Annotated in this window: 16 protein-coding genes and 1 other annotated feature; of the genes, 8 read left to right on the top strand and 8 right to left on the bottom strand. The window is 47.5% G+C overall.

Annotated features, from left to right (window positions below):
* Positions 1-101 precede the first annotated feature (101 nt).
* Complete coding sequence (locus BUA17_RS20530; RefSeq protein WP_072734839.1) at positions 102-656, bottom strand: hypothetical protein; 555 nt, start codon at positions 654-656, stop codon at positions 102-104.
* A gap of 203 nt (positions 657-859) precedes the next feature.
* On the opposite strand from BUA17_RS20530, the gene BUA17_RS20525 reads away from it, so the two are divergent.
* The 6 genes from BUA17_RS20525 to BUA17_RS20500 all read left to right on the top strand — a co-directional run bounded on the left by BUA17_RS20525 (position 860) and on the right by BUA17_RS20500 (position 8,865).
* Positions 860-2,647, top strand: a complete 1,788-nt coding sequence (locus BUA17_RS20525) for a sensor histidine kinase (RefSeq protein WP_072734838.1) — start codon at positions 860-862, stop codon at positions 2,645-2,647.
* Entirely contained in the window at positions 2,622-4,175 is a 1,554-nt protein-coding gene (locus tag BUA17_RS20520) for a response regulator (RefSeq protein WP_072734837.1), read from the top strand. Before BUA17_RS20525 ends, BUA17_RS20520 begins: the two co-directional genes overlap by 26 nt.
* Positions 4,176-4,396: 221 nt before the next feature.
* A complete protein-coding gene (locus BUA17_RS20515; protein ID WP_063568057.1) occupies positions 4,397-5,680 on the top strand; it encodes an ABC transporter substrate-binding protein in 1,284 nt (427 codons plus the stop codon).
* Positions 5,681-5,821: 141 nt separating this feature from the next.
* Positions 5,822-6,724, top strand: coding sequence for a carbohydrate ABC transporter permease (locus tag BUA17_RS20510; RefSeq protein WP_024633027.1), 903 nt, complete (start codon positions 5,822-5,824; stop codon positions 6,722-6,724).
* A 2-nt stretch (positions 6,725-6,726) separates the two neighbouring features.
* A complete protein-coding gene (locus tag BUA17_RS20505) occupies positions 6,727-7,566 on the top strand; it encodes a carbohydrate ABC transporter permease (RefSeq protein WP_024633028.1) in 840 nt (279 codons plus the stop codon).
* A 57-nt stretch (positions 7,567-7,623) separates the two neighbouring features.
* Positions 7,624-8,865 carry a rhamnogalacturonan acetylesterase gene (locus tag BUA17_RS20500; RefSeq protein WP_083584796.1) on the top strand — a complete coding sequence of 414 codons (1,242 nt, stop codon included), beginning with the start codon at positions 7,624-7,626 and terminating at the stop codon, positions 8,863-8,865.
* A gap of 241 nt (positions 8,866-9,106) precedes the next feature.
* On the opposite strand, the gene BUA17_RS30935 is transcribed toward BUA17_RS20500, so the two are convergent.
* Entirely contained in the window at positions 9,107-9,343 is a 237-nt protein-coding gene (locus BUA17_RS30935) for a hypothetical protein (protein WP_139295704.1), read from the bottom strand.
* A gap of 236 nt (positions 9,344-9,579) precedes the next feature.
* Between BUA17_RS30935 and BUA17_RS20490 the strand changes: the two genes are divergently transcribed.
* Positions 9,580-9,990 (top strand): sensory rhodopsin transducer, encoded by a 411-nt coding sequence (locus BUA17_RS20490; RefSeq protein WP_072734835.1) that lies wholly within the window; start codon positions 9,580-9,582, stop codon positions 9,988-9,990.
* Between the two features lie 77 nt (positions 9,991-10,067).
* On the opposite strand, the gene BUA17_RS20485 is transcribed toward BUA17_RS20490, so the two are convergent.
* The 5 genes from BUA17_RS20485 to BUA17_RS20465 form a co-directional block, all read right to left on the bottom strand.
* Complete coding sequence (locus BUA17_RS20485) at positions 10,068-11,225, bottom strand: Ger(x)C family spore germination protein (protein WP_063568159.1); 1,158 nt, start codon at positions 11,223-11,225, stop codon at positions 10,068-10,070.
* A complete protein-coding gene (locus BUA17_RS20480) occupies positions 11,222-12,691 on the bottom strand; it encodes a spore germination protein (protein ID WP_072734834.1) in 1,470 nt (489 codons plus the stop codon). The genes BUA17_RS20485 and BUA17_RS20480 overlap by 4 nt, the downstream gene beginning before the upstream one ends.
* Positions 12,672-13,778, bottom strand: a complete 1,107-nt coding sequence (locus BUA17_RS20475) for a GerAB/ArcD/ProY family transporter (RefSeq protein ID WP_072734833.1) — start codon at positions 13,776-13,778, stop codon at positions 12,672-12,674. The genes BUA17_RS20480 and BUA17_RS20475 overlap by 20 nt, the downstream gene beginning before the upstream one ends.
* 68 nt (positions 13,779-13,846) lie before the next feature.
* Positions 13,847-14,839 (bottom strand): tryptophan--tRNA ligase, encoded by a 993-nt coding sequence (gene trpS / locus BUA17_RS20470; RefSeq protein ID WP_072734832.1) that lies wholly within the window; start codon positions 14,837-14,839, stop codon positions 13,847-13,849.
* A 161-nt stretch (positions 14,840-15,000) separates the two neighbouring features.
* Positions 15,001-15,304: a binding site (T-box leader), on the bottom strand.
* A 27-nt stretch (positions 15,305-15,331) separates the two neighbouring features.
* Positions 15,332-16,267 carry a DMT family transporter gene (locus BUA17_RS20465; protein ID WP_064642360.1) on the bottom strand — a complete coding sequence of 312 codons (936 nt, stop codon included), beginning with the start codon at positions 16,265-16,267 and terminating at the stop codon, positions 15,332-15,334.
* A 176-nt stretch (positions 16,268-16,443) separates the two neighbouring features.
* Here BUA17_RS20465 and BUA17_RS20460 point away from each other — a divergent pair, with 176 nt between their 5' ends.
* Positions 16,444-17,838, top strand: coding sequence for an aminotransferase-like domain-containing protein (locus BUA17_RS20460; RefSeq protein ID WP_072734831.1), 1,395 nt, complete (start codon positions 16,444-16,446; stop codon positions 17,836-17,838).
* A gap of 86 nt (positions 17,839-17,924) precedes the next feature.
* Here BUA17_RS20460 and BUA17_RS20455 read toward each other — a convergent pair whose 3' ends face one another.
* Entirely contained in the window at positions 17,925-19,244 is a 1,320-nt protein-coding gene (locus BUA17_RS20455) for a glutamate-1-semialdehyde 2,1-aminomutase (protein ID WP_072734830.1), read from the bottom strand.
* Positions 19,245-19,263: the final 19 nt, after the last annotated feature.

Genomic DNA, 19,263 nt, shown 5'->3' with positions numbered 1-19,263 from the left:
TTATTAAATAAAGCTTGTGAATTTAAAACGATTTAAAATATAAATGCTAAAGCCTTCCTATTATTTAGGAAGGCTTTAGCATTTATACTTGGGAGACTAAATTATAAAGTCATATTAGTTTTCCTCTTTTTGTAAAGATGGTGAATCCAAGTGAATATCCATTCTATAATATGATATAAAACTGAAATGGATAGAGCTGACCAGAAATCTTGGATATATACCCCTTCAAAAATAGAGCCCAAAAAATAAATAATGATACCATCGATTATTATTGTGACAGAATTTCTGGTGAAAACTGAAACCCGTCTTTTTACACCATAGTTCAAGACAGCAATGATAATAGGATGGATAAGGGTCTCAAATAATATAAATCCAACTAAAATAAATACAGAAAATATAATCACATCACCAATCTGTTCAAAGTATAACGAATTACTCATTCCACCAAAAGTATAGAAAAATAAACTATATAGTACTGTGAAAAAAGCAACAGGAACAATGATAAATAGGGATAACATTGGGATAAGCCAAAGTCTTACGTTCACTGGCGGGGGCGATTCTTTATCTTTGCGAGCTATATACTTAATTATTTCATTTAGTGATAGGAAAAGAAAAAGTAGCAAAATAAAGAGAATTGCTATATGAGTGGAGTTCATATTTCCTCCTTTGCGATTATTAATATATAAATTACTATAATTTCCATGAAAATAAAACCTATTACCCTGCTGAAATAACCTAAAATGTTGCATAAATATGACTTGTCATCTGACCATGGATGTGTAAATATGAAAATAACTTACAGTAGATCGAAAACAGTTTCGAATGACTGCACCCTTCGTGAGCCAAAGGAGCGCTTTGGATGAGTAGAATTAAAAACGCTTTCACGACATTGCCGATTCATCACAAAACCATTCTTCTCATCGGATTACTGATGATGATCAGCTTCACGTTCTATGTATCTGTCCTGGGATATGTATTCGGCATTTATGATCGACAAATCTATGAGAAATCCTCACAGGTGCTTAATATGTCTTCGGTGGGCATCGAGAACCAACTGCGTGATATCTCCAATCTATCCTTCAAGGTCATGTCCGACGAGCCTCTTCAGCAATATCTTCTTCAGTTGGATAAGGCTGAATCGGGGTATGAGAAAAATGGCCTGCGCAAAAAAATTACCAACAGACTGGTGGCATATGCAGGTTCAGAGAAATACGTCTATTCCATGATCTTTATCGATAATGATAATAATATTATGGCAGCTGGAAACCGGGAGGGAATCTCGGAGAAGAAGCAAAGAGAATTGGTTGCTTTGGGACAGCAATATTCGGGCTCTAATGCTTGGTACACAGGCGGGGACCAACAAGCCAGATTACTGTCGGTTAGACAGGTAAAGTCTTTTACCGGTGGAGCATTTACGCTGGAGAAGTTGGGCACCCTGGTTATTCGTGTACGATTGGATCGGATTGTCCAAGACCAGATGCAACACCCGGCAGAGGATTCACAGCTATTAATTACAGATGGCCGGGAAGTAATCTATCCAACAGAGTCGACTGTTAGTAAATCTGAAATCGAGTCTGAACTGAAGCGCACTCAGCCCTATGGGATAGCGATGTTTGAGCAGGGAAGGAATTTTGTCGCTCGTGCGAATTCTCCATATACAGATTGGGTGTATCTGTATATGACGCCCTTTGACCAGATGTTTAAGCAGATCCAGTTTGTTAAACAGCTGGTGACTGTCATTTTTATCATGATATTCCTAGCGGCACTTATATTCGGAGCCAAGTTTTCCCGCAGTATTACACAGCCTATCGCCCAGTTGATCAAGAAAATGCGCAATATCGAAAAAGGCGATCTGGATAAGCTGGAGGAAGTAGCGCTGGGCAATGTCCCGGTATCTTCACAAAATGAGGTCGGATTGCTGCATCGCACGTTTAAGATGATGGTACAGCGTATACGTGAACTCATTGACGAGAATTATGCGAAGCAACTCGTGATACGAGAGACTGAATTGAAAGCGCTTCAGGCACAGATTAATCCACATTTTCTATATAACACACTGGAATCGATCAACTGGCTTGCCAAAGTGCAGAAGCAGCATCAAATCTCCGAAATGGTTGAGGCCCTCGGATTTCTTCTGCGAAGCTCAGTGAACATGTCCGAGAAGTGGATTACTTTGGAAAGGGAACTGGACATCGTCCGCAGTTATGTGACGATCCAGCACACGCGATTCGAGGAAAGACTTGATTTTGACATGGACATTGCGCCCGAAGTGGGAACTGCACGCATTCCGAAGTTAACTCTGCAGCCATTGGTGGAGAACGCCATTCATTATGCATTGGAGCCAAGCATAGAACCTTGCCGTATTCGGATTAGGGCGAGAGCAGACGGAGACAACGTTGTAATTGAGGTGGAGGACGACGGTCCGGGCATGACTCCCGAATTTCTGGAGCAATTGCAAGAGGGACGCGTACAGACGAGGGGACAGGGGATCGGACTGTCGAACATCAAAGAACGGATCAGGTTGACCTTCGGCGACGAAGGCGAAATGATCATGAGCAGCAATCCCGGATCAGGGACCGTAGTATCGATCAGAATACCTTGGATCAGAGAGGACGATGACGATGTACAAAGTGATGCTCGTAGATGATGAACGTGTCATTCTGGAGGGGATTTCGCAAGTCGTGGATTGGGCTGCAGCGGGAACGGAACTGGTGGATACCGCGAGAAACGGGATTGAAGCGCTGGATAAAATCGGTCATTCCAGACCGGATATTATCATTACGGATATTTCGATGCCGGGCCTGGATGGTCTTGGACTCATTGAAAAAGCATCTGAGGCTTACCCTGGACTCCGCTTTATCATGTTGTCTGGCTACAAAGAGTTCGAATACGCTCGCCGGGCCATGCAATATGGAGTAAAGCATTATCTGCTCAAACCGTGTAACGAGAACCAAATTCACGATGCCTTGTCCGAGTTGCTTCAGGAACACCAGGATGCCCAGGTAAAGGAACATGTGGCCGGAGAGATGAAACAGCGGCTGCAGCGGGTGCTGCCACATGTGAAGGAACAGTTCCTGCTGGAGTTTATGACAAATCAAACCTATGGTCCGGTCGATTTGGAGTATTATCAGGAACTGTTTGACCTGGAGCTGGAGGATAATGAAGTTCGGCTGCTGCTGTTCCGAATCGCAGATGAACATGATTATAGTCATTTATTTGCGATCAAAAATATTGCCAGTGATCTGCTGCCCCATGTTCTGTTAAGCACAACCATTGAAGGTAAACTGTTAATTCTGTTGGGGGACTCTGCCGATTCGGTCGGTCTAAAGGAGAGCATCGAGGAAGTGCGGACTGCTTTCACCAGACTATATAAACTGGAAGTTACGGCTGCCCTCAGTGAAGCAGATCGAATGATCCAGTCCCGGCGTTTGTTCCGTGAGGCGCTGCAATGCCTGAACCATCGCTTTTTTATCGGCGAAGGCAAGCTGATTACCAAAAGTGATCTGGAGCTGGCCGGGGAATGTGATGGTGTACATGTTGAACAAGATGCAGAGCAGTTATGTCAGTTGATTAAGTCAGGCAATACGGAAGAAGCGGGCGCTGAAGTGGATCGCCTGTTCGAGCTTTTGTCTGGTCAGCAGCTTGAAATCGGGATTACTCGTTCGTATGTGGTGCAGTTGTACTCCGCAATGATTCATGTCTGTCCTCCTGAGGAGGCGACGGAATTCACCCAACGGATGGCAGAGCTGCCCCATATCGACACATTGTCTGGCTTAAAATCCTTTGTTGCCAGTAGCGCAGCCCGGTTAACCTCCGGTTATTACAAAAACCATATTAGCCGTCAGTCTTCTGCTGTGGAGAAGATGATGGATATTGTGGATCGCCATTATGGTGAGGCTGATCTCTCGCTTAACGGGGTTGCCCATCAGATGTTATATATGAATCCGGATTATCTCGGCAAAATTTTCAAAAAAGTGACGGGTGAAAACTTCTCCAACTATGTGAATCGTTTGCGCATTGAGCGTGCCTGCGACCATATTCGCAGAGGTGGAGATGTGAAGGTCTTTGAGCTTGCCGAATTGTTTGGCTTCGGGGGGAACTCGCAATATTTCAGTCAGGTGTTCAAAAAGTGGACCGGCATGACACCTACCGAATTTCGCAGAACTGGCTTATAACAATTGACTGACGATTATGGAATCGAAATATGAGGGGGACGAACAGCGCCGATAGAGGTGCAGTTGTCCTCCTCTGTTTTTTGAACCAACAAGACGGTTTTGTGTATTCAACTATGGTCCCACATTTGCGAAAATGACAATATAAAGTTCGTGAAAGCGTTATCAGAAAGTGAAAGGTAACTCGTTCACACAACCATTTCAACATAAAAGGGGAGATTGGCATGGTGAAAAAGGCGATATTCCTGATGATGGCGGCATTGCTGGTATTAACAACGGCGTGCAGCAGCAGCGGTGAATCGGGCGGAACATCTGGGGATGGTTCGGTAACACTTCGTATCGCATGGTGGGGATCAGATGCACGTCATGAATACACACAGAAGGTCATTGACCTGTACAAAACGAAAAACCCGAATGTCAAAATTGACGTGGAATACGCCTCATTTGATGACTACTGGAAAAAGCTCGCTCCACAAGCTGCAGCGAATCAACTGCCGGACATTGTTCAGATGGATATTTCCTACATCAGCCAATATGCAAAGAACGGACAGCTCGAAGATCTGTCACCGTATCTCGGAAACCAGATTAAAGTAGACGACGTATCCGAGAACGTAATCAGCACAGGTGTTATCAACGACAAACAATATGGAGTACCTGCTGGTGTTAACGTACTGGGTTTCCAATATGATCCGGCTTTGCTCAAAAAAGCGGGTGTGGATGCCATTCCAGAAAATATGACTTGGGAATCGTATGAAGAGCTTGGCAAGCAAACGGCTGCCAAAGGACTCTTTTTGGATGGGGGCGTAGCGCCGGATATCTTCTTCCACTATTTCCTGCGGACCAAAGGACTGTCCCTCTACAATGCTGAAGGAACGGGTCTTGGCTATGATGACGACAAACTATTCGTTGAGTTCTTCGGACTCATGCGGCGGATGATTGAGCAGGGAGCTGCACCTTCACCGGATCTGGTTAACCAGACGAAAGGTATTATTGAGGAATCCGATCTGGTTAAGGAAAAAGGAATTGGCGTATGGCAATGGTCCAACCAGTTTGTGGCCTTGCAGCAGGTAGCTAATCGTCCTTTGGAGATTGCACCAATGCCTGGACCGGATATGGAAAAAGGACTCTATATGCAGCCAAGTATGTACTGGGCTGTAACATCGAACTCGAAAGTGAAGGAAGAAGCAGCTAAATTCATCGATTTCTGGGTGAACGATGTGGAAGCTAACAAACTGATCAAAGGCGAGCGCGGTGTGCCGATTTCAGGCAAAATCAAAGAAGCTATCGCTCCTGAGTTGAGTGATGCAACGAAACAGGTATTTGACTTCGTAGCGTCCATGGAGCCTAAGGCTTCGCCAATGAGCTCACCACCACCGGTAGGTTCGCCGGAAGTCATTGCTTCTCTGGCGGATGTTGTGGAGGAACTGAACTTTGGTAAGGTTACACCGGAACAAGCAGCAGCGACATTCCGCAAAAATGCCGAAGCCGTTCTTGCCAACAATAAATAACAGTTGAATGATCGCTTGCTCATCCCATTACCGGGATGGACGGGAACAGGGCTACTCGCATACCGCGAGGGCCTTTCCCCGTCCAGTAGCTCGAAGCAAGGTCGCGGAAAGCAAGCAGATCAATAAAGGAGGTTTGTTCCGTTGAGGCAATATTCGTCGTTGCGTAGAAACCTAACCGGGTATGCTTTTATTAGTCCTTTTATCATCGGCTTTCTGGGCTTTACGCTTATTCCGATGTTTGTATCCCTATACATGTCGTTTACGAGTTATAACCTGTTCACTTCACCGCGGTGGATCGGGATGGACAACTACACCAAAATGTTCTTTGATGATCCGAAGTACTGGAACTCGGTTAAAGTAACGTTTCTGTATGTGTTCATTGGTGTCCCTCTAAGACTGGTCTTCGCACTTTTCGTAGCCATGATCCTGAATACGGGATCCCGTATGGTCGGAACGTATCGTACCTTGTACTACCTGCCATCCATTATCGGTGGTAGTGTGGCCGTGTCGATTATGTGGCGTAACCTTTTCAGTAATGAAGGTGTCATCAACAGTGCATTAACGGCAATCGGAATTGGGCCAATTAGCTGGTTTGGTGATCCGAATGCGTCTCTGGTTATGCTGATCTCGTTATCTGTTTGGCAGTTTGGATCTTCCATGCTCATCTTCCTGGCCGGTCTGAAAAATATATCTCCCGAGATGTACGAAGCAGCAGGTGTGGATGGTGCCAACCCGGTACGTAAATTTTTTGGTATCACCTTACCGCTACTCAGTCCAATCATTCTGTTCAACCTTATTATGCAAACGATCGGTGCATTTATGACCTTCGTACCTGCATATATCATCTCTAAAGGCGAGGGCGGTCCAATGGACGGTACGATGCTTTACTCGCTGTATCTGTTCCGTCAGGCATTTATGTTTAACAACATGGGTTATGCTTCGGCCATGGCCTGGATCATGCTTATTATGATCGGTATACTCACAGTCGCGGTGTTCCTGACATCCAAGTTCTGGGTGTTTTATGAATCCGAAGGAGGGAAGTAACGATGGTTTGGAGAAATGTGAAATGGCCCATCTATCACCTGTTCGTTGCAGCTTTGGCCCTCCTGATGCTTTATCCCGTTCTGTGGATGCTTTTCAGCTCATTCAAAGAAAGTCGTACCATCTTCGTAACTGCCGAGTCCTTGTTCCCTACGGAATGGATCTGGAGTAACTACGCGGATGGCTGGAAAGGCGCAGGCGGAAGACCGTTTATGGATTACATCACCAACTCACTCGTTATTGTGGTCATCTCTACGATTGGTGCCGTGTTATCCTCATCGTTAATTGCCTTTGGTTTTGCCAGACTCAACTTCAAAGGCCGTAACTTTTGGTTCTCCCTGATGATGTTAACTCTGATGTTGCCGCATGATGTTGTACTCGTACCCCAATATATTATTTTCACGAAGCTTGGTTGGTTGAATACCATTCTACCGATAGTTGTACCTACGTTCTTCGGGATGCCGTTCTTTATCTTCCTGATGGTACAGTTCATTCGTACGATTCCGAAAGAGCTGGATGAGGCTGCTACCATTGATGGATGTAACAAGTTCAGACTGTATGTACAGATTATTATGCCACTCATCAAATCATCACTCGCAACGGCTGCGATCTTCTCCTTCTACTGGAGATGGGAGGATCTGCTCGGTCCAGTACTGTATCTCAACTCGCCGGATAAATATACGGTCTCCATGGCACTGAAAATGTTCCTGGACAGTGAGTCTGCCTCCAACTGGGGAGCGATGTTCGCGATGTCCATTGTGAGTCTCGTACCCGTTGTAGCCGTGTTCTTTATTTTCCAAAAACAAATTGTACAGGGCATGAGCACCAGCGGACTGAAAGGATAAACGATATTCACTGGATTCAAACCTGAATTGGATATTGAACAAAGGAGGTTGTTCCTATTGAATAAGGCCCAGGGTAGTCAGGCTGTTGCCACGGAGGTAACGGCAGAGGGCGGTGAAGAGGCCGTTACCCACTGGAAGTTCAATTTTGGACCGGACTCTGGCAGTGCAGGTGAGGTTGAGGGTTATTTGAAAGTGTCTGCCAGCACTGCATATGAAGAACAGGGAGAATACGGTTTCGAATCCGGCTCCCTTGTGTATGAGAAACAACGGATAAGTGAAGACGAAGTATCGAATTCCAGTAGGGCAAACAACGGCAAACAAGGGCAGGCCAATGTGTCTGCCCGATTGCGTTCAAGCTTTTGTATTCCGCTCAAGGCATCTTTCATCGTTAATGTACCCGATGGAACCTATCAGGTCTTGTTAATTGCAGGGGATGAATTGGCGGAGACGATCACCAGAGTCAAAGCCGGAGAGGGCAGGCTGATGCTGCCAACCATTCGTACACTTCCTGGGCAATGTGCAGAGGTTCGATTCTCAGTTGTGGTTCGTGGCGGAAAGCTCCGACTATCCTTCTCCGGTCCTGCGCCGCGGATTAATGCATTGGAAATCACGCTTGCCAATCAGACGATGACTGTATTTATCGCTGGTGATTCTACCGTGACGGATCAGCCAGAAAGTGGATATCCATACTGTGGCTGGGGCCAGCTGTTGCCTGCACAGTTCAAACATGATGTTGCTGTGGATAACCATGCCCAGTCTGGACGCAGCTCCCGCAGTTTCATCAATGAAGGCAGATTGGATGCCATTCTGGAGAAAATTAAGCCGGAAGACTTTCTGTTTATTCAATTTGGACATAACGATGAGAAGCCGGGCCCTGACCGGGGAACGGAGCCTTTCACAACATATAAGGAATATCTGAAAAAGTATATCGATGCCGCCCGCGAAGCTAAGGCGCGTCCGGTGCTCGTGACACCGGTGCATCGGCGTTACTTCGCTGATGACGGCACATTGACCGACACCCATGGCGATTATATCGTCGCTGTGCGTGAGCTAGCGGAAGAGGAAGGTGTACCGCTGATCGATCTGGCTGATCGAAGCCGTATCCTGTTCGAGCAAGCGGGCGTTGAAGGCAGCAAGGAGGATTTCATGTGGGTGCTGCCGGGTGAGTACGTGAACTTCCCAGCAGGCGTGGAGGATAACACGCATTTTCAGGAGCGCGGTGCCCGTCGCCTCGCCATGCAGGTGGCGGAAGCCATCCGCGAGCTGCGACTGCAGCCGCTGCAAATGTATTTGAGGTAAGCAGCGGAGGAGGGCGGAATCGGAGCATAGGGAGCGAAGCGTCCGCCTTTGGAGCGGGATTTCCCCTGCTGAGGGGGAATAAAAGAAATCCCGAGCCAACAGCGGCCAACAGCGGCCCACAGCCCGATCTGCCCACCGAAGCGCCTGCCCCGCAAGCAGCCTTTTTATTAAGCGAGTTAACGAAGTAACGAGCAAGGTTGCTCTTAAGTTGCCCAGCGAACATAGCGAAGGCAATAAGCCTTTAAAAAGCAATGGCGAGCGTTGCAGCGGAGGAGGGTGGAATCGGAGCAGAGGGAGCGAAGCGTCCGCCTTTGGAGCGGGATTTCCCCTGCTGAGGGGGAATAAAAAAGAAATCCCGAGCCAACAGCGGCCCACAGCCCGATCCGCCCACCGAAGCGCCTGCCCCGCAAGCAGCCTTTTTATTAAGCGAGTTAACGAAGTAACGAGCAAGGTTGCTCTTAAGTTGCCCAGCGAACATATCGAAGGCAATAAGCCTTTAAAAAGCCATGGCGAGCGTTGCAGCGAAGGAGGGCGGAATCGGAGCAGAGGGAGCGAAGCGTCCGCCTTTGGAGCGGGATTTCCCCTGCTGAGGGGGGAATAAAAGAAATCCCGAGCCAACAGCGGCCCACAGCCCGATCCGTCCACCGAAGCGCCCGCACCGCGAGCCTTACGCGCGTTTAACTAATTATTGCATTAGCAAAGGAGGAATTATTAATGGCACAGGATCAGACGAACACTTCAGCACATAAAATATCTTCCACAGCGACAGGTCACACCTACTGGGTGATCCCCGATGGTTACATTCCACCGGACAGCTCGGGCTCACTGGAGAGTCACGAGAGCATCTGTGTATTAAATACAGGCACAGTGGATGCACAGCTGCAAATAACGATCTATTTTGAAGATAGGGAACCGCTCGAAGACATCGTGGCTGAGGTGCCTGCGCGAAGAACAAAGCATATTCGGACAGCGTCGTTGAGATCGGGTGAACAACTCATCCCTCCGGGAGTACCCTATGCCATTACCGTCTCCAGCGATGTTCCTGTTATCATACAGTACAGTCGTCTGGATACCACTCAGCCTGAATTGGCACTCATGAGTGTTATGGCGTTTCCACTGGGATAAGACGTTAAGTTAATTATGAAATGAAAAGACGACCCGTAACCTTGCATGGACTGCAGGCTGCTGATCGTCTTTTTGCGTTACTCATCGTATTTATACGTACTGGCATTGAGGATTTTCACATGAACCTCGACCTTACCGAGTTTAAACCCCTCAAGTGGGTTGGCCCGTTTATATACCGCCTGTCTCCATAGGGGGAGATCATGACGATATAGATGTTCCACAAAACCGTAGGAATCAATCTTGCGTGATTTGGTTTTCTCAAACGTATTGCGAATTTCGGACTCAATCTGTTTCTCCGCTTCCTTTTCCATAACATGGGGAGAGCGATGAGAGTTATGATCCTCGATGATGGCGCTTTTAACCGACGTAACCAGGTCGAATGTTACACCGTTTCCTTCTTTCCTCGCCTTAATCGTGGTCTTTGGGTGATTAAGCCTAAGCGTCAGCTCCGGCGTTTTGCTCCCGTTGCTGTATACATACAGCGGATATTGAAAGACGCGGTCATAATTCACGTATCGTGTGCCATCAGCGTCTTTACCCGTTAACCTGCCTTGACTTTTACCATTTGAAATGACGTAAAACCCATCCATCCTAATAAGCGGGGGGGCTTTTTCTCCGTTAAACCAGGTCTCATTCTGATTGGTAATGGAAGGCAAAAGAATAACTGAAGCAGGCTCCCGAAATCCGTCAAGGAGCTGATGAAGCCGGATGGGTTCATAACCGGAATGTTGCTTATACAGCTTCATCGGTTCAAACAGCTCTATGGTCTGGGCGGATTGGTTCAGCAGTGCAGAGGGAGCGAGTACATCTGTAATGTTACGCTCTGTACCGTAGAGCCATGGGGTATATCTCAGTTGGCCTGAATGCAACAGTGTATTAAAGACATCTTCCAGCCGTCCATTCAACACATTTTTGGATAAGACAATCGCTTTTACATGGGTCCATAACGTTTGTTGCTGAGAAGTTTGATATAGATCATCAATAGCCATACTCAGCGTAGAACCCTCACCCCGTCCGATCCAGATATCACTTGCTTGCCTTGAAGTTGGCCCTTCCTGCTTGGCAATACTGGAGAAATCAATGAGTTGGGCGTAAGCAACATATTGGTTGTCTACATAATCTATTCCTACAGCCGTGATAAAGTTAATGCTCTGAACCTCTTTGGAATCCCAGCACCCGGTCAGCAGGATAAAGCAGCTTATTAACAAGCTAACTTTAGCCATCCATCTTGTCACGAGCCTTTCCTCCGGCGAGTGGAATCCTGTGTATGGAGTACAGCTGGGCGCTTGGTCCGTTTCATAGAAGGGGGCATGGATACGGCTTGGGTGAAGTCGCCGGGAATATAAGGAGAGACAGGTGACAGGTATGAGACGCCATAACACTCCAAGGATACGAGGTGCACCAGCAGACCCAGTAGTCCAATCATGAAACCGAATAATCCAAGAATGGAAGAAATGACTAGCATCCCAATCCGGACTTGAGCAGTAGCCCCACTAAGCACGGTATTCACCAAGATATAGCTGGAGATTACTGAAATAGCCACCGTGACAATGATCGTGGGGGAAGTAATTCCTGCTCGAATAGCTGCATCTCCGATAATAAGCCCACCTACGACGCTGACGGTTTGTCCCAAGGCTCGTGGGAGTCGGCGGCCGGCTTCATTAAATATCTCAAACATAAATATCATTAAAAATGCTTCCAGCGTTACTGGCATAGGTAGACCCATCCGTGTACCCGAAATGGTTGCAAGCAGAGGCAAGGGGATCTGCTCCACATTAAAACTAGTCAGGCCGATATAGAAGGCAGGAAAGAAGCAGGCAATCAGTAATCCGGAAATGCGCAAAATTCGCTCAAAAGTAACAATGAAAAAAGGGGTACTCTCGTCTTCCGGCGATTTTAACTGATTAAACAGAGTGGTTGGAGCGATAATGGCTACTGGTGAACCTTCAATGAGAACCGCAAATCGCCCATTTAAAAGGGAGTCCACGACATAATCGGGTCGCTCCGTATTATCCGTGAGTGGGAAGATGCTGCGAATTCCCCCCATAATGGCACGTTCCATAATAGAGGTACCAAGAATGCCATCGATTTCAATTTGGTCGAGATTTTGGCGTGCTTCTTTCAGAATATCCGGGTTAATGATGTCTTTGACGTACAACAGACCAATAGCGGTCTGGGTACGACCACCTTTAACATATTTCTCATAACACATGGAAGAGGTTTTCATTCGTTTGCGAATGAGGCCAATATTCACGGATAACTCCTCAGTGAACCCATCCCGAGGTCCTTTAATCGATGACTCGATCGCCGACTCCTCAGGGGTTCTTCCTGGTATACTCGCGATATCTAGACTGCAGGATTGATCACCATTTCCGAAAATGAGCAGTAATTGTCCGCTGAAAATCAGCAGATTTAAATTCTCTGTATCTGTGAGATCATCCACCGGATTCAATGTTAACCCCAATTCTTTGGGATGTGCTTCTTCTTCATGTAGAGAATGCTGTTCCAGCCGTGGGATAATAAACTGATTGATTTGTTTACCATCGACCAAACCGTCGCAATAGAGCATAATCACCGACATATCGGTTTCATCTTTGGCAGGAAAGCTTTGAATAACAACATCTGCGCAGGGACTGAACTGCTCTTCGAAAGAGGCAAGCAGCGTTTCATGGGACGTGGTGTCAATCGTTTGGTGCTCCATGATGTTTCCTCCTCTGATGGCGTGAACTGATGTATGCAACTGCTGTTGCAACCACCGCTAGTCCGCTCAGATACACGAGATTGAACGGGAATATGTATTGGACAAGCAGTTTTTCGAATGTCATATCATCCAGAGGATACAGCATGGTAAGAATAAAAAAGACGCCAAGAGTGGCACAACATATGATCCTTCTGGAGGCGCTCTTAATATTCCAAATTTCTACTACAATATACATGGCCAGACTAATCCGGGTAAAAGAACCGGCGAGCCACTGATAAATGGAAAAGAAATCAGTCTGGGCAATATATTTGCCCAAGGACGCAATTCGCCATTCTTCAAAGGCGGGATATCGCATTTTGGCAGCTTCAAAAGGGTCAAATTCCACGATCGCCCCAATGAGTGGGCCAAGTGTCAGCCCAAGGATAATGATCGCGAGCATCAGGTACTGCCATACACGTATCCGTTTGGAGAGGTGGGGCTGCAAGTACCAGATGAACAGCAACTCAAACATGCCTGCAAGACTGTAGACTGTGCCATGAAGTACGGGATGCCAGCCATGTTCAAGCACAGGCAGCAGACGACTGTAATCCTTGTACTGTGTATTGACGATAGCTACATAGAAGCCAAGCAGCACAACCAGGGGCAGGATCAAACCTGCTGTAAATGCCAGAGAGCGTATTCCTTTATAGGCCGCATAGGCACAGAGAGACATCAGAGCAATGCTTGTAACCAATATGGGCGTCTCCGTCAGGTAATTGGTTTTGGCCCAAGTGGTGGTATCATGCAGAGTGAAGTAGATCACGGACAGAAAAAAGAGGCTGTTTCCCACCCGAAACAGCAGGCCAAGAGGCTTGCCAAGATGGGAAGTCAGCCATTCATGCAGGGTTTGGTGCTGGAGAAAACGAGAGACATAGGCAAGCATTAGAGTGAATAAAAGATAAGGCCCTGCAGACAACAGAACGGATATCCATGCATCTCTTTTGGCCGAAGACAAAAGGGCAGGGATGATCAGGACGTGACTGATCAGGCCGACAGATAACATCATTAACATCATGGCTTGCAAAAAAGAAGGCTGTGTTGGTTTCATGCTGAGGGACCTCTTTTCCCAATATACTGTTCTCAGCAGTGTTAACGTGATCAAGCCTTCTCATACCGTTAGTCGAAATAACGTATCCCCATTGCTTCACGAACCTCAAGCATCGTCTCACGTGCAGCCTGACGGGCCTGGCGTGTGCCTTCCACGAGGATTTCTTTCACTTCATGTCCACGTTGTTCATAGTAATTTCGCCGTTCACGGAAGGGGGAGAGCAGTTCGTTAATTGCAGTGCCTGCAATCATCTTGCAATCCTTACAACCAATGGTGCCGTCACTACAGCTCGCATGAATCTCAGCGGCCTGATCCTTTCGAAACAGCTGGTGATAGGCAAATACCGGACAAATATCCGGATGTCCCGGGTCAGAACGATGAATGCGGGCAGGATCGGTTTTTGCCCTGGCCAGCTTGGCATACACATCATCAGGATGAGCATTCAACGAGATGGCATTGCCCATGCTTTTGCTCATTTTGCCCACGCCATCCAGTCCGCCCAGCCGTTCTCCGGTCAGAATACGTGGTTCAGGCAAAACTGGCGAATATAATTCATTGAACCGCCGGACCAGCTTCCGCGCTGTTTCGATATGTGGGATCTGATCTTCCCCCGCTGGAACAAGGGTTGCTTTGCAGAACGCAATATCCGCAGCCTGACTGACGGGATAACCGAGAAATCCGTAATAGAGATCCTTATAGCCACGGTCACGCGCTTCGTTTTTAATCGTGGGATTATGCCGAAGACTGTTCACCGTGATAAACATGGAGAATATGACAGTCAGCTCGGCAATTTCCGGGATCATCGACTGGATGAACAGAGTGGCTTTATTGGGATCGATACCTACGGCAAGATAATCGAGTGTCACTTGATGCACGCTGTCTGCAATCAGCCCCGGTTGATCATAGTGGGTCGTAAGCGCCTGTACATCAGCCAGTAAAATATACGTTTTGTACTCATCCTGCAATTGCACCCGACTGCGCAGGCTGCCCACGTAATGGCCGAGATGAAGCTGTCCGGTTGTCCGGTCTCCGGTTAAAATAATGTCTTTGTTCTTGTTCATGGTTCATTCTCCTTTGATGTTGTAATTTTTCGATCCTTAATTGCTGACGCCACCAGCCGTCTTCCACGACCATCACCTCCTTTCAGCCTGCAACAGTTTTGGGTACATACATAAATCAAAAAAGCCTCGTCCTTCATCCTGTTTCCCAGACGGGAACAGAATAGAAGGACGAGGCTTATGCTTCGCGGTGCCACCTTAATTGGCCGCTGGTTGCGGCCCACTTGAGGGATACGGATAAATATATGCAGGAAGCCCACATATTCCTTATCGATATCCTGTCCATGGATAACGGCTGAACATGCCGCCTTGCCTACTGACGATCCGCGCTCCTGAGTACAGGTGGCAGAAAGGGTTCAACTCGGAACTCCGAAGCCCATTTCCACATGACCGATACACCTGCTCACACCATCCGCCGGCTCTCTGAGGTATCCTGTCCTGTGTACTTCTCTTCATCATTGTTGATAACATCCGTTTATAATTTTTCACATTGTATCATGCTTTATCTGGATTGACCAGCTTGCGTTTTCTTCCGCTCATATTGGTGCCAAGTACACCTGCGATGATCAGCAAGGCTCCAACAAAGTGGTATCCATGGACAGGTTCATGCAATATCCAGGCTCCGCCAGCAATCGAAATGAGTGTGGACAAATTACTGAATACACTCATTTTGGAAGCTTCCAGATGAGTCAGGGCATAACTCGCCAGCAGCGTGGAGAACATGGTGGAGAGGACGGCCAGATAGGCCAGTGCTCCTAGGTAAGATGCATCTCCGAGTGGCTTCACATAATCCATCATGGTTCCGCTCGACGCATGACGAATCAGAGAAGCTGCGTTGAAGACGATAAATCCAACCATCAGGGTCACCCAGGTCAATTCCATCGGTTTATATTTCTGCGCCAAGGGTCTTGCCAATACACCATAACCTGCAAAACACACCGTGGAGAGCAGCAGTAAAGCAATACCTTTAAAGTTGCCTGCCGACATCCCGCTCCCTTTCATCAAGAAAATAAAGATTACACCTGCCACGGACAACAGCAGGAACAGTTTTTGCAAAAGGGATGTACGTTCTTTTAGAAAGATAGAGGCCAACACAAGTGTGAATACGGGGGCCATCGCCTGGATAATTCCTGCTTCCGATGAGTTGGACGAGACTAGCCCGAATGCCTGAAAGGCAAAGAACAAAACAGGAGAGAGCAGCCCTAACGGAATGATACGCCACAGATCACGAAGAGTTAGCTTGATCTTGATCCATCCGAAAATGACAGGGATGCTGACTACGAGTAATGACAAAGCAAAACGATGTGCAAGTACATCAATTGGATGTGCCACACTCACCGTCATTTTGACAAATAAAAAGGATAAACCAATAATGGCTGCATATAAAACAGCTGCTACATATGCGTATGTTCTAGTCTGGCTATTGTTCATAGGGTTTCCTCCAATAATACGTTTTTCTTTACTACTACAACCGCGCATATGTTGCTGCGTACGCTGTCTGACCTTATTCAATATACTGCCAGACCAATAGTGGTACAATAGACAAAAACGTTTATTGTACCGGTACACTTAAGGTAATGCTGAAGTCGGAGGAGTGGCAGAATCCAATGAGAAAATACGAAATCATCGCCGAATCACTTAAGCAATGGATTCAGGACCAATTGCGGCAGCAGAATAGTGGACAATGGCAGGATAAAGGAATCAAACTGCCGGCTGTGCGTGTTCTGGCTGAGCAATATCAATGTAGTGTGAGTACAGCCATACGAGCGTATGAGTGGCTGGAAGAGCGGCATCTGGTCTACGCGGTGCCTCAGTCTGGATATTATGCGGTACAGAATGGAGCCGAAGTGGAGGATGGAGAGTGGCAGGGACCGCTGGATTTTGCCTCCGCAGCTCCTGATCCGCGAGTATTCCCTTATTCCGATTTTCGCCATTGTGTGGACCAGGCAATGGAGAAGAAACAGGCGGATTTGTTTTTGTATGGAACCGAGAGAGGCTTGCCTTCCTTGATTGAATTGTTGCAGAAGCAATTCGCCGATTATCAGGTGTTTGCCCGGAAGGAGCAGTTCTTTATTACTTCAGGGGTGCAGCAAGCTCTAGCTGTGCTGGCGTTAATGCCTTTTCCAAATGGGAAAAAGCAGGTAATGCTGGAACTGCCGGGTTATCATAATATGCCTTCGCTTCTACAAGGACTGAATGTCCCTATTGCAGGTGTCAGGCGCTCTCTGGAGGGCCTGGATTGGGACGCGCTCGAACGACAGTTCCGCGAAGGAGACATCAAATTTTTTTATGTTATGCCGCGTTTTCACAACCCGATTGGGACTTCCCTGACGGCAGCTGAGAAGAAAAAATTAATCCGCCTGGCGCAGCGTTATGATGTCTATCTGGTAGAGGATGATTTCTTGGCTGATTTGGAAGAGAACACGAAGCAGGACCCATTATGGTCCTATGATACAGAAGGGCGAGTCATTTATTTGAAAAGTTACTCCAAAATCCTGTTTCCCGGCCTGCGGATTGGCGTGGCTATTCTGCCTGCCAGTCTTACTGCATCGTTTAGTAAATACAAAAAAATGCTCGATATTGACACTGCAGTACTATCCCAGGCAGCACTTGAAGTCTACATCCGTAACGGGATGTTTGCCCACCATGGCAAAGTCATCCGCAGTCGTTATGCTGCCCGGATGAACAAGCTGTATCAACAGCTTAATGCTTACCCGGACTTTACTCCGTTTGTGAATGCACCACGCACAGGAGGGGAGCATACGGTTCTGCCACTGCCTAAGGATATGCCACTCAAGGTCTTGCTGTCCCGGTTGGAGCAACGGGGAGTGATTGCCGATACAACAGAACGATATTTTCCGGAGGGTGCACAGGAGGTACATCAGGATAAAATGCTGCGGTTAAACATATCCAATGTACCTAAGCAACGGATCAAGGAAGGGCTGAGGATTATCCGTGAGGAGATAATGAAACTGCAAAAGGCGTCCACACAAGCGGAATAATCGCTTGTGGGACGCCTTTATTTCATGTGATTAATTTAATTTCAGTGACATGCTATGCTGCGACTTGTGAATTGTTAGATAACGGTTTACGCCTGAGCCATAGCTTTGAAGGAAGATTCTGCGGCTTCCAATGTTTCTTGAATATCCTTGTCCGTATGTGCAGTGGTCAGGAACCAGGCTTCATATTTGGAAGGAGCCAGATTAATGCCACGATTCAGCATATGACGGAAGAAGGAAGCGAACAGTTCCCCATCGGTATCCTGGGCTTGATCATAGTTCGTAATCGGATGGTCACAGAAGTGGGTGGAAAAGGCACCACGAATTCGGTTAATGGTTAACGCAATGCCATGACGATCCGCAGAAGCCTGAAGGCCTGTTGTCAGATCAATTGCAAGACGTTCCATCTCGGCATATACACCTTCGCCTTGCAGAACCTCCAGACAAGCGATACCCGCAGAGATAGACGCAGGGTTACCAGCCATCGTTCCGGCTTGATAGGCCGGGCCAAGTGGAGCAACCTGCTCCATAACCTGTTTACGACCGCCGTAAGCACCGATGGGCAGACCGCCGCCGATGATTTTGCCAAGTGCAGTCAGATCCGGTTCGATCTCCGCATGATTGTCCAGTCCCGCGTACGTCTGTGTGGAGCCATAGTGGAAACGGAAGGCTGTAATGACCTCGTCGTAAATAACGAGTGAGCCGTTATCCCGAGTCATGGCACAGAGTCCTTCCAAGAAGCCAGGTTCCGGCATAACCATACCGAAGTTGCCGACAATCGGTTCAACCATGACTGCAGCGACATCATCGCCCCAACGCTCCAGAGCTGCTTTCAGGCTGTCCAGATCGTTGAAAGGTACCGTGATGACTTCATGCGCAATGCTCGTTGGAATACCTGCACTATCCGGAATACCCAGCGTGGAAGGCCCCGAACCTGCTGCCACAAGGACCAGATCGGAGTGACCGTGATAACATCCGGCGAATTTCACGATTTTATTACGTTTGGTGTAGGCGCGGGCAACCCGGATGGTGGTCATGACCGCTTCTGTACCGGAGTTTACAAAACGAACCTTGTCCATTGAAGGAATGGCTTCCTTCAGCATTTTGGCGAGCTTGATCTCAAGTTCCGTAGGCGTACCGTACAGTACACCATTGGCTGCTGCCTCGGTAATCGCTTGGGTAATATGAGGGTGAGCATGTCCTGTAACAATTGGGCCGTAGGCTGCGAGATAATCGATATAACGGTTGTCGTCGACATCCCAGAAATGCGCACCTTGCGCCTTTTTCATAAATACAGGTGCACCGCCACCCACCGCTTTGAATGAGCGGGAGGGACTGTTCACACCTCCTACAATATGTTGAAGTGCTTCTTCGTATAAAAGCTCGGAACGGGAACGTGATGGATTCATAAGATAACTTCCTTTCGTA

Source organism: Paenibacillus sp. ov031, from assembly GCF_900143165.1.
GTDB lineage: Bacteria > Bacillota > Bacilli > Paenibacillales > Paenibacillaceae > Paenibacillus > Paenibacillus marchantiae.
The sequence above is the reverse complement of the archived record's forward strand: the minus strand, read 5'-3'. Positions and strand labels throughout refer to the sequence as shown.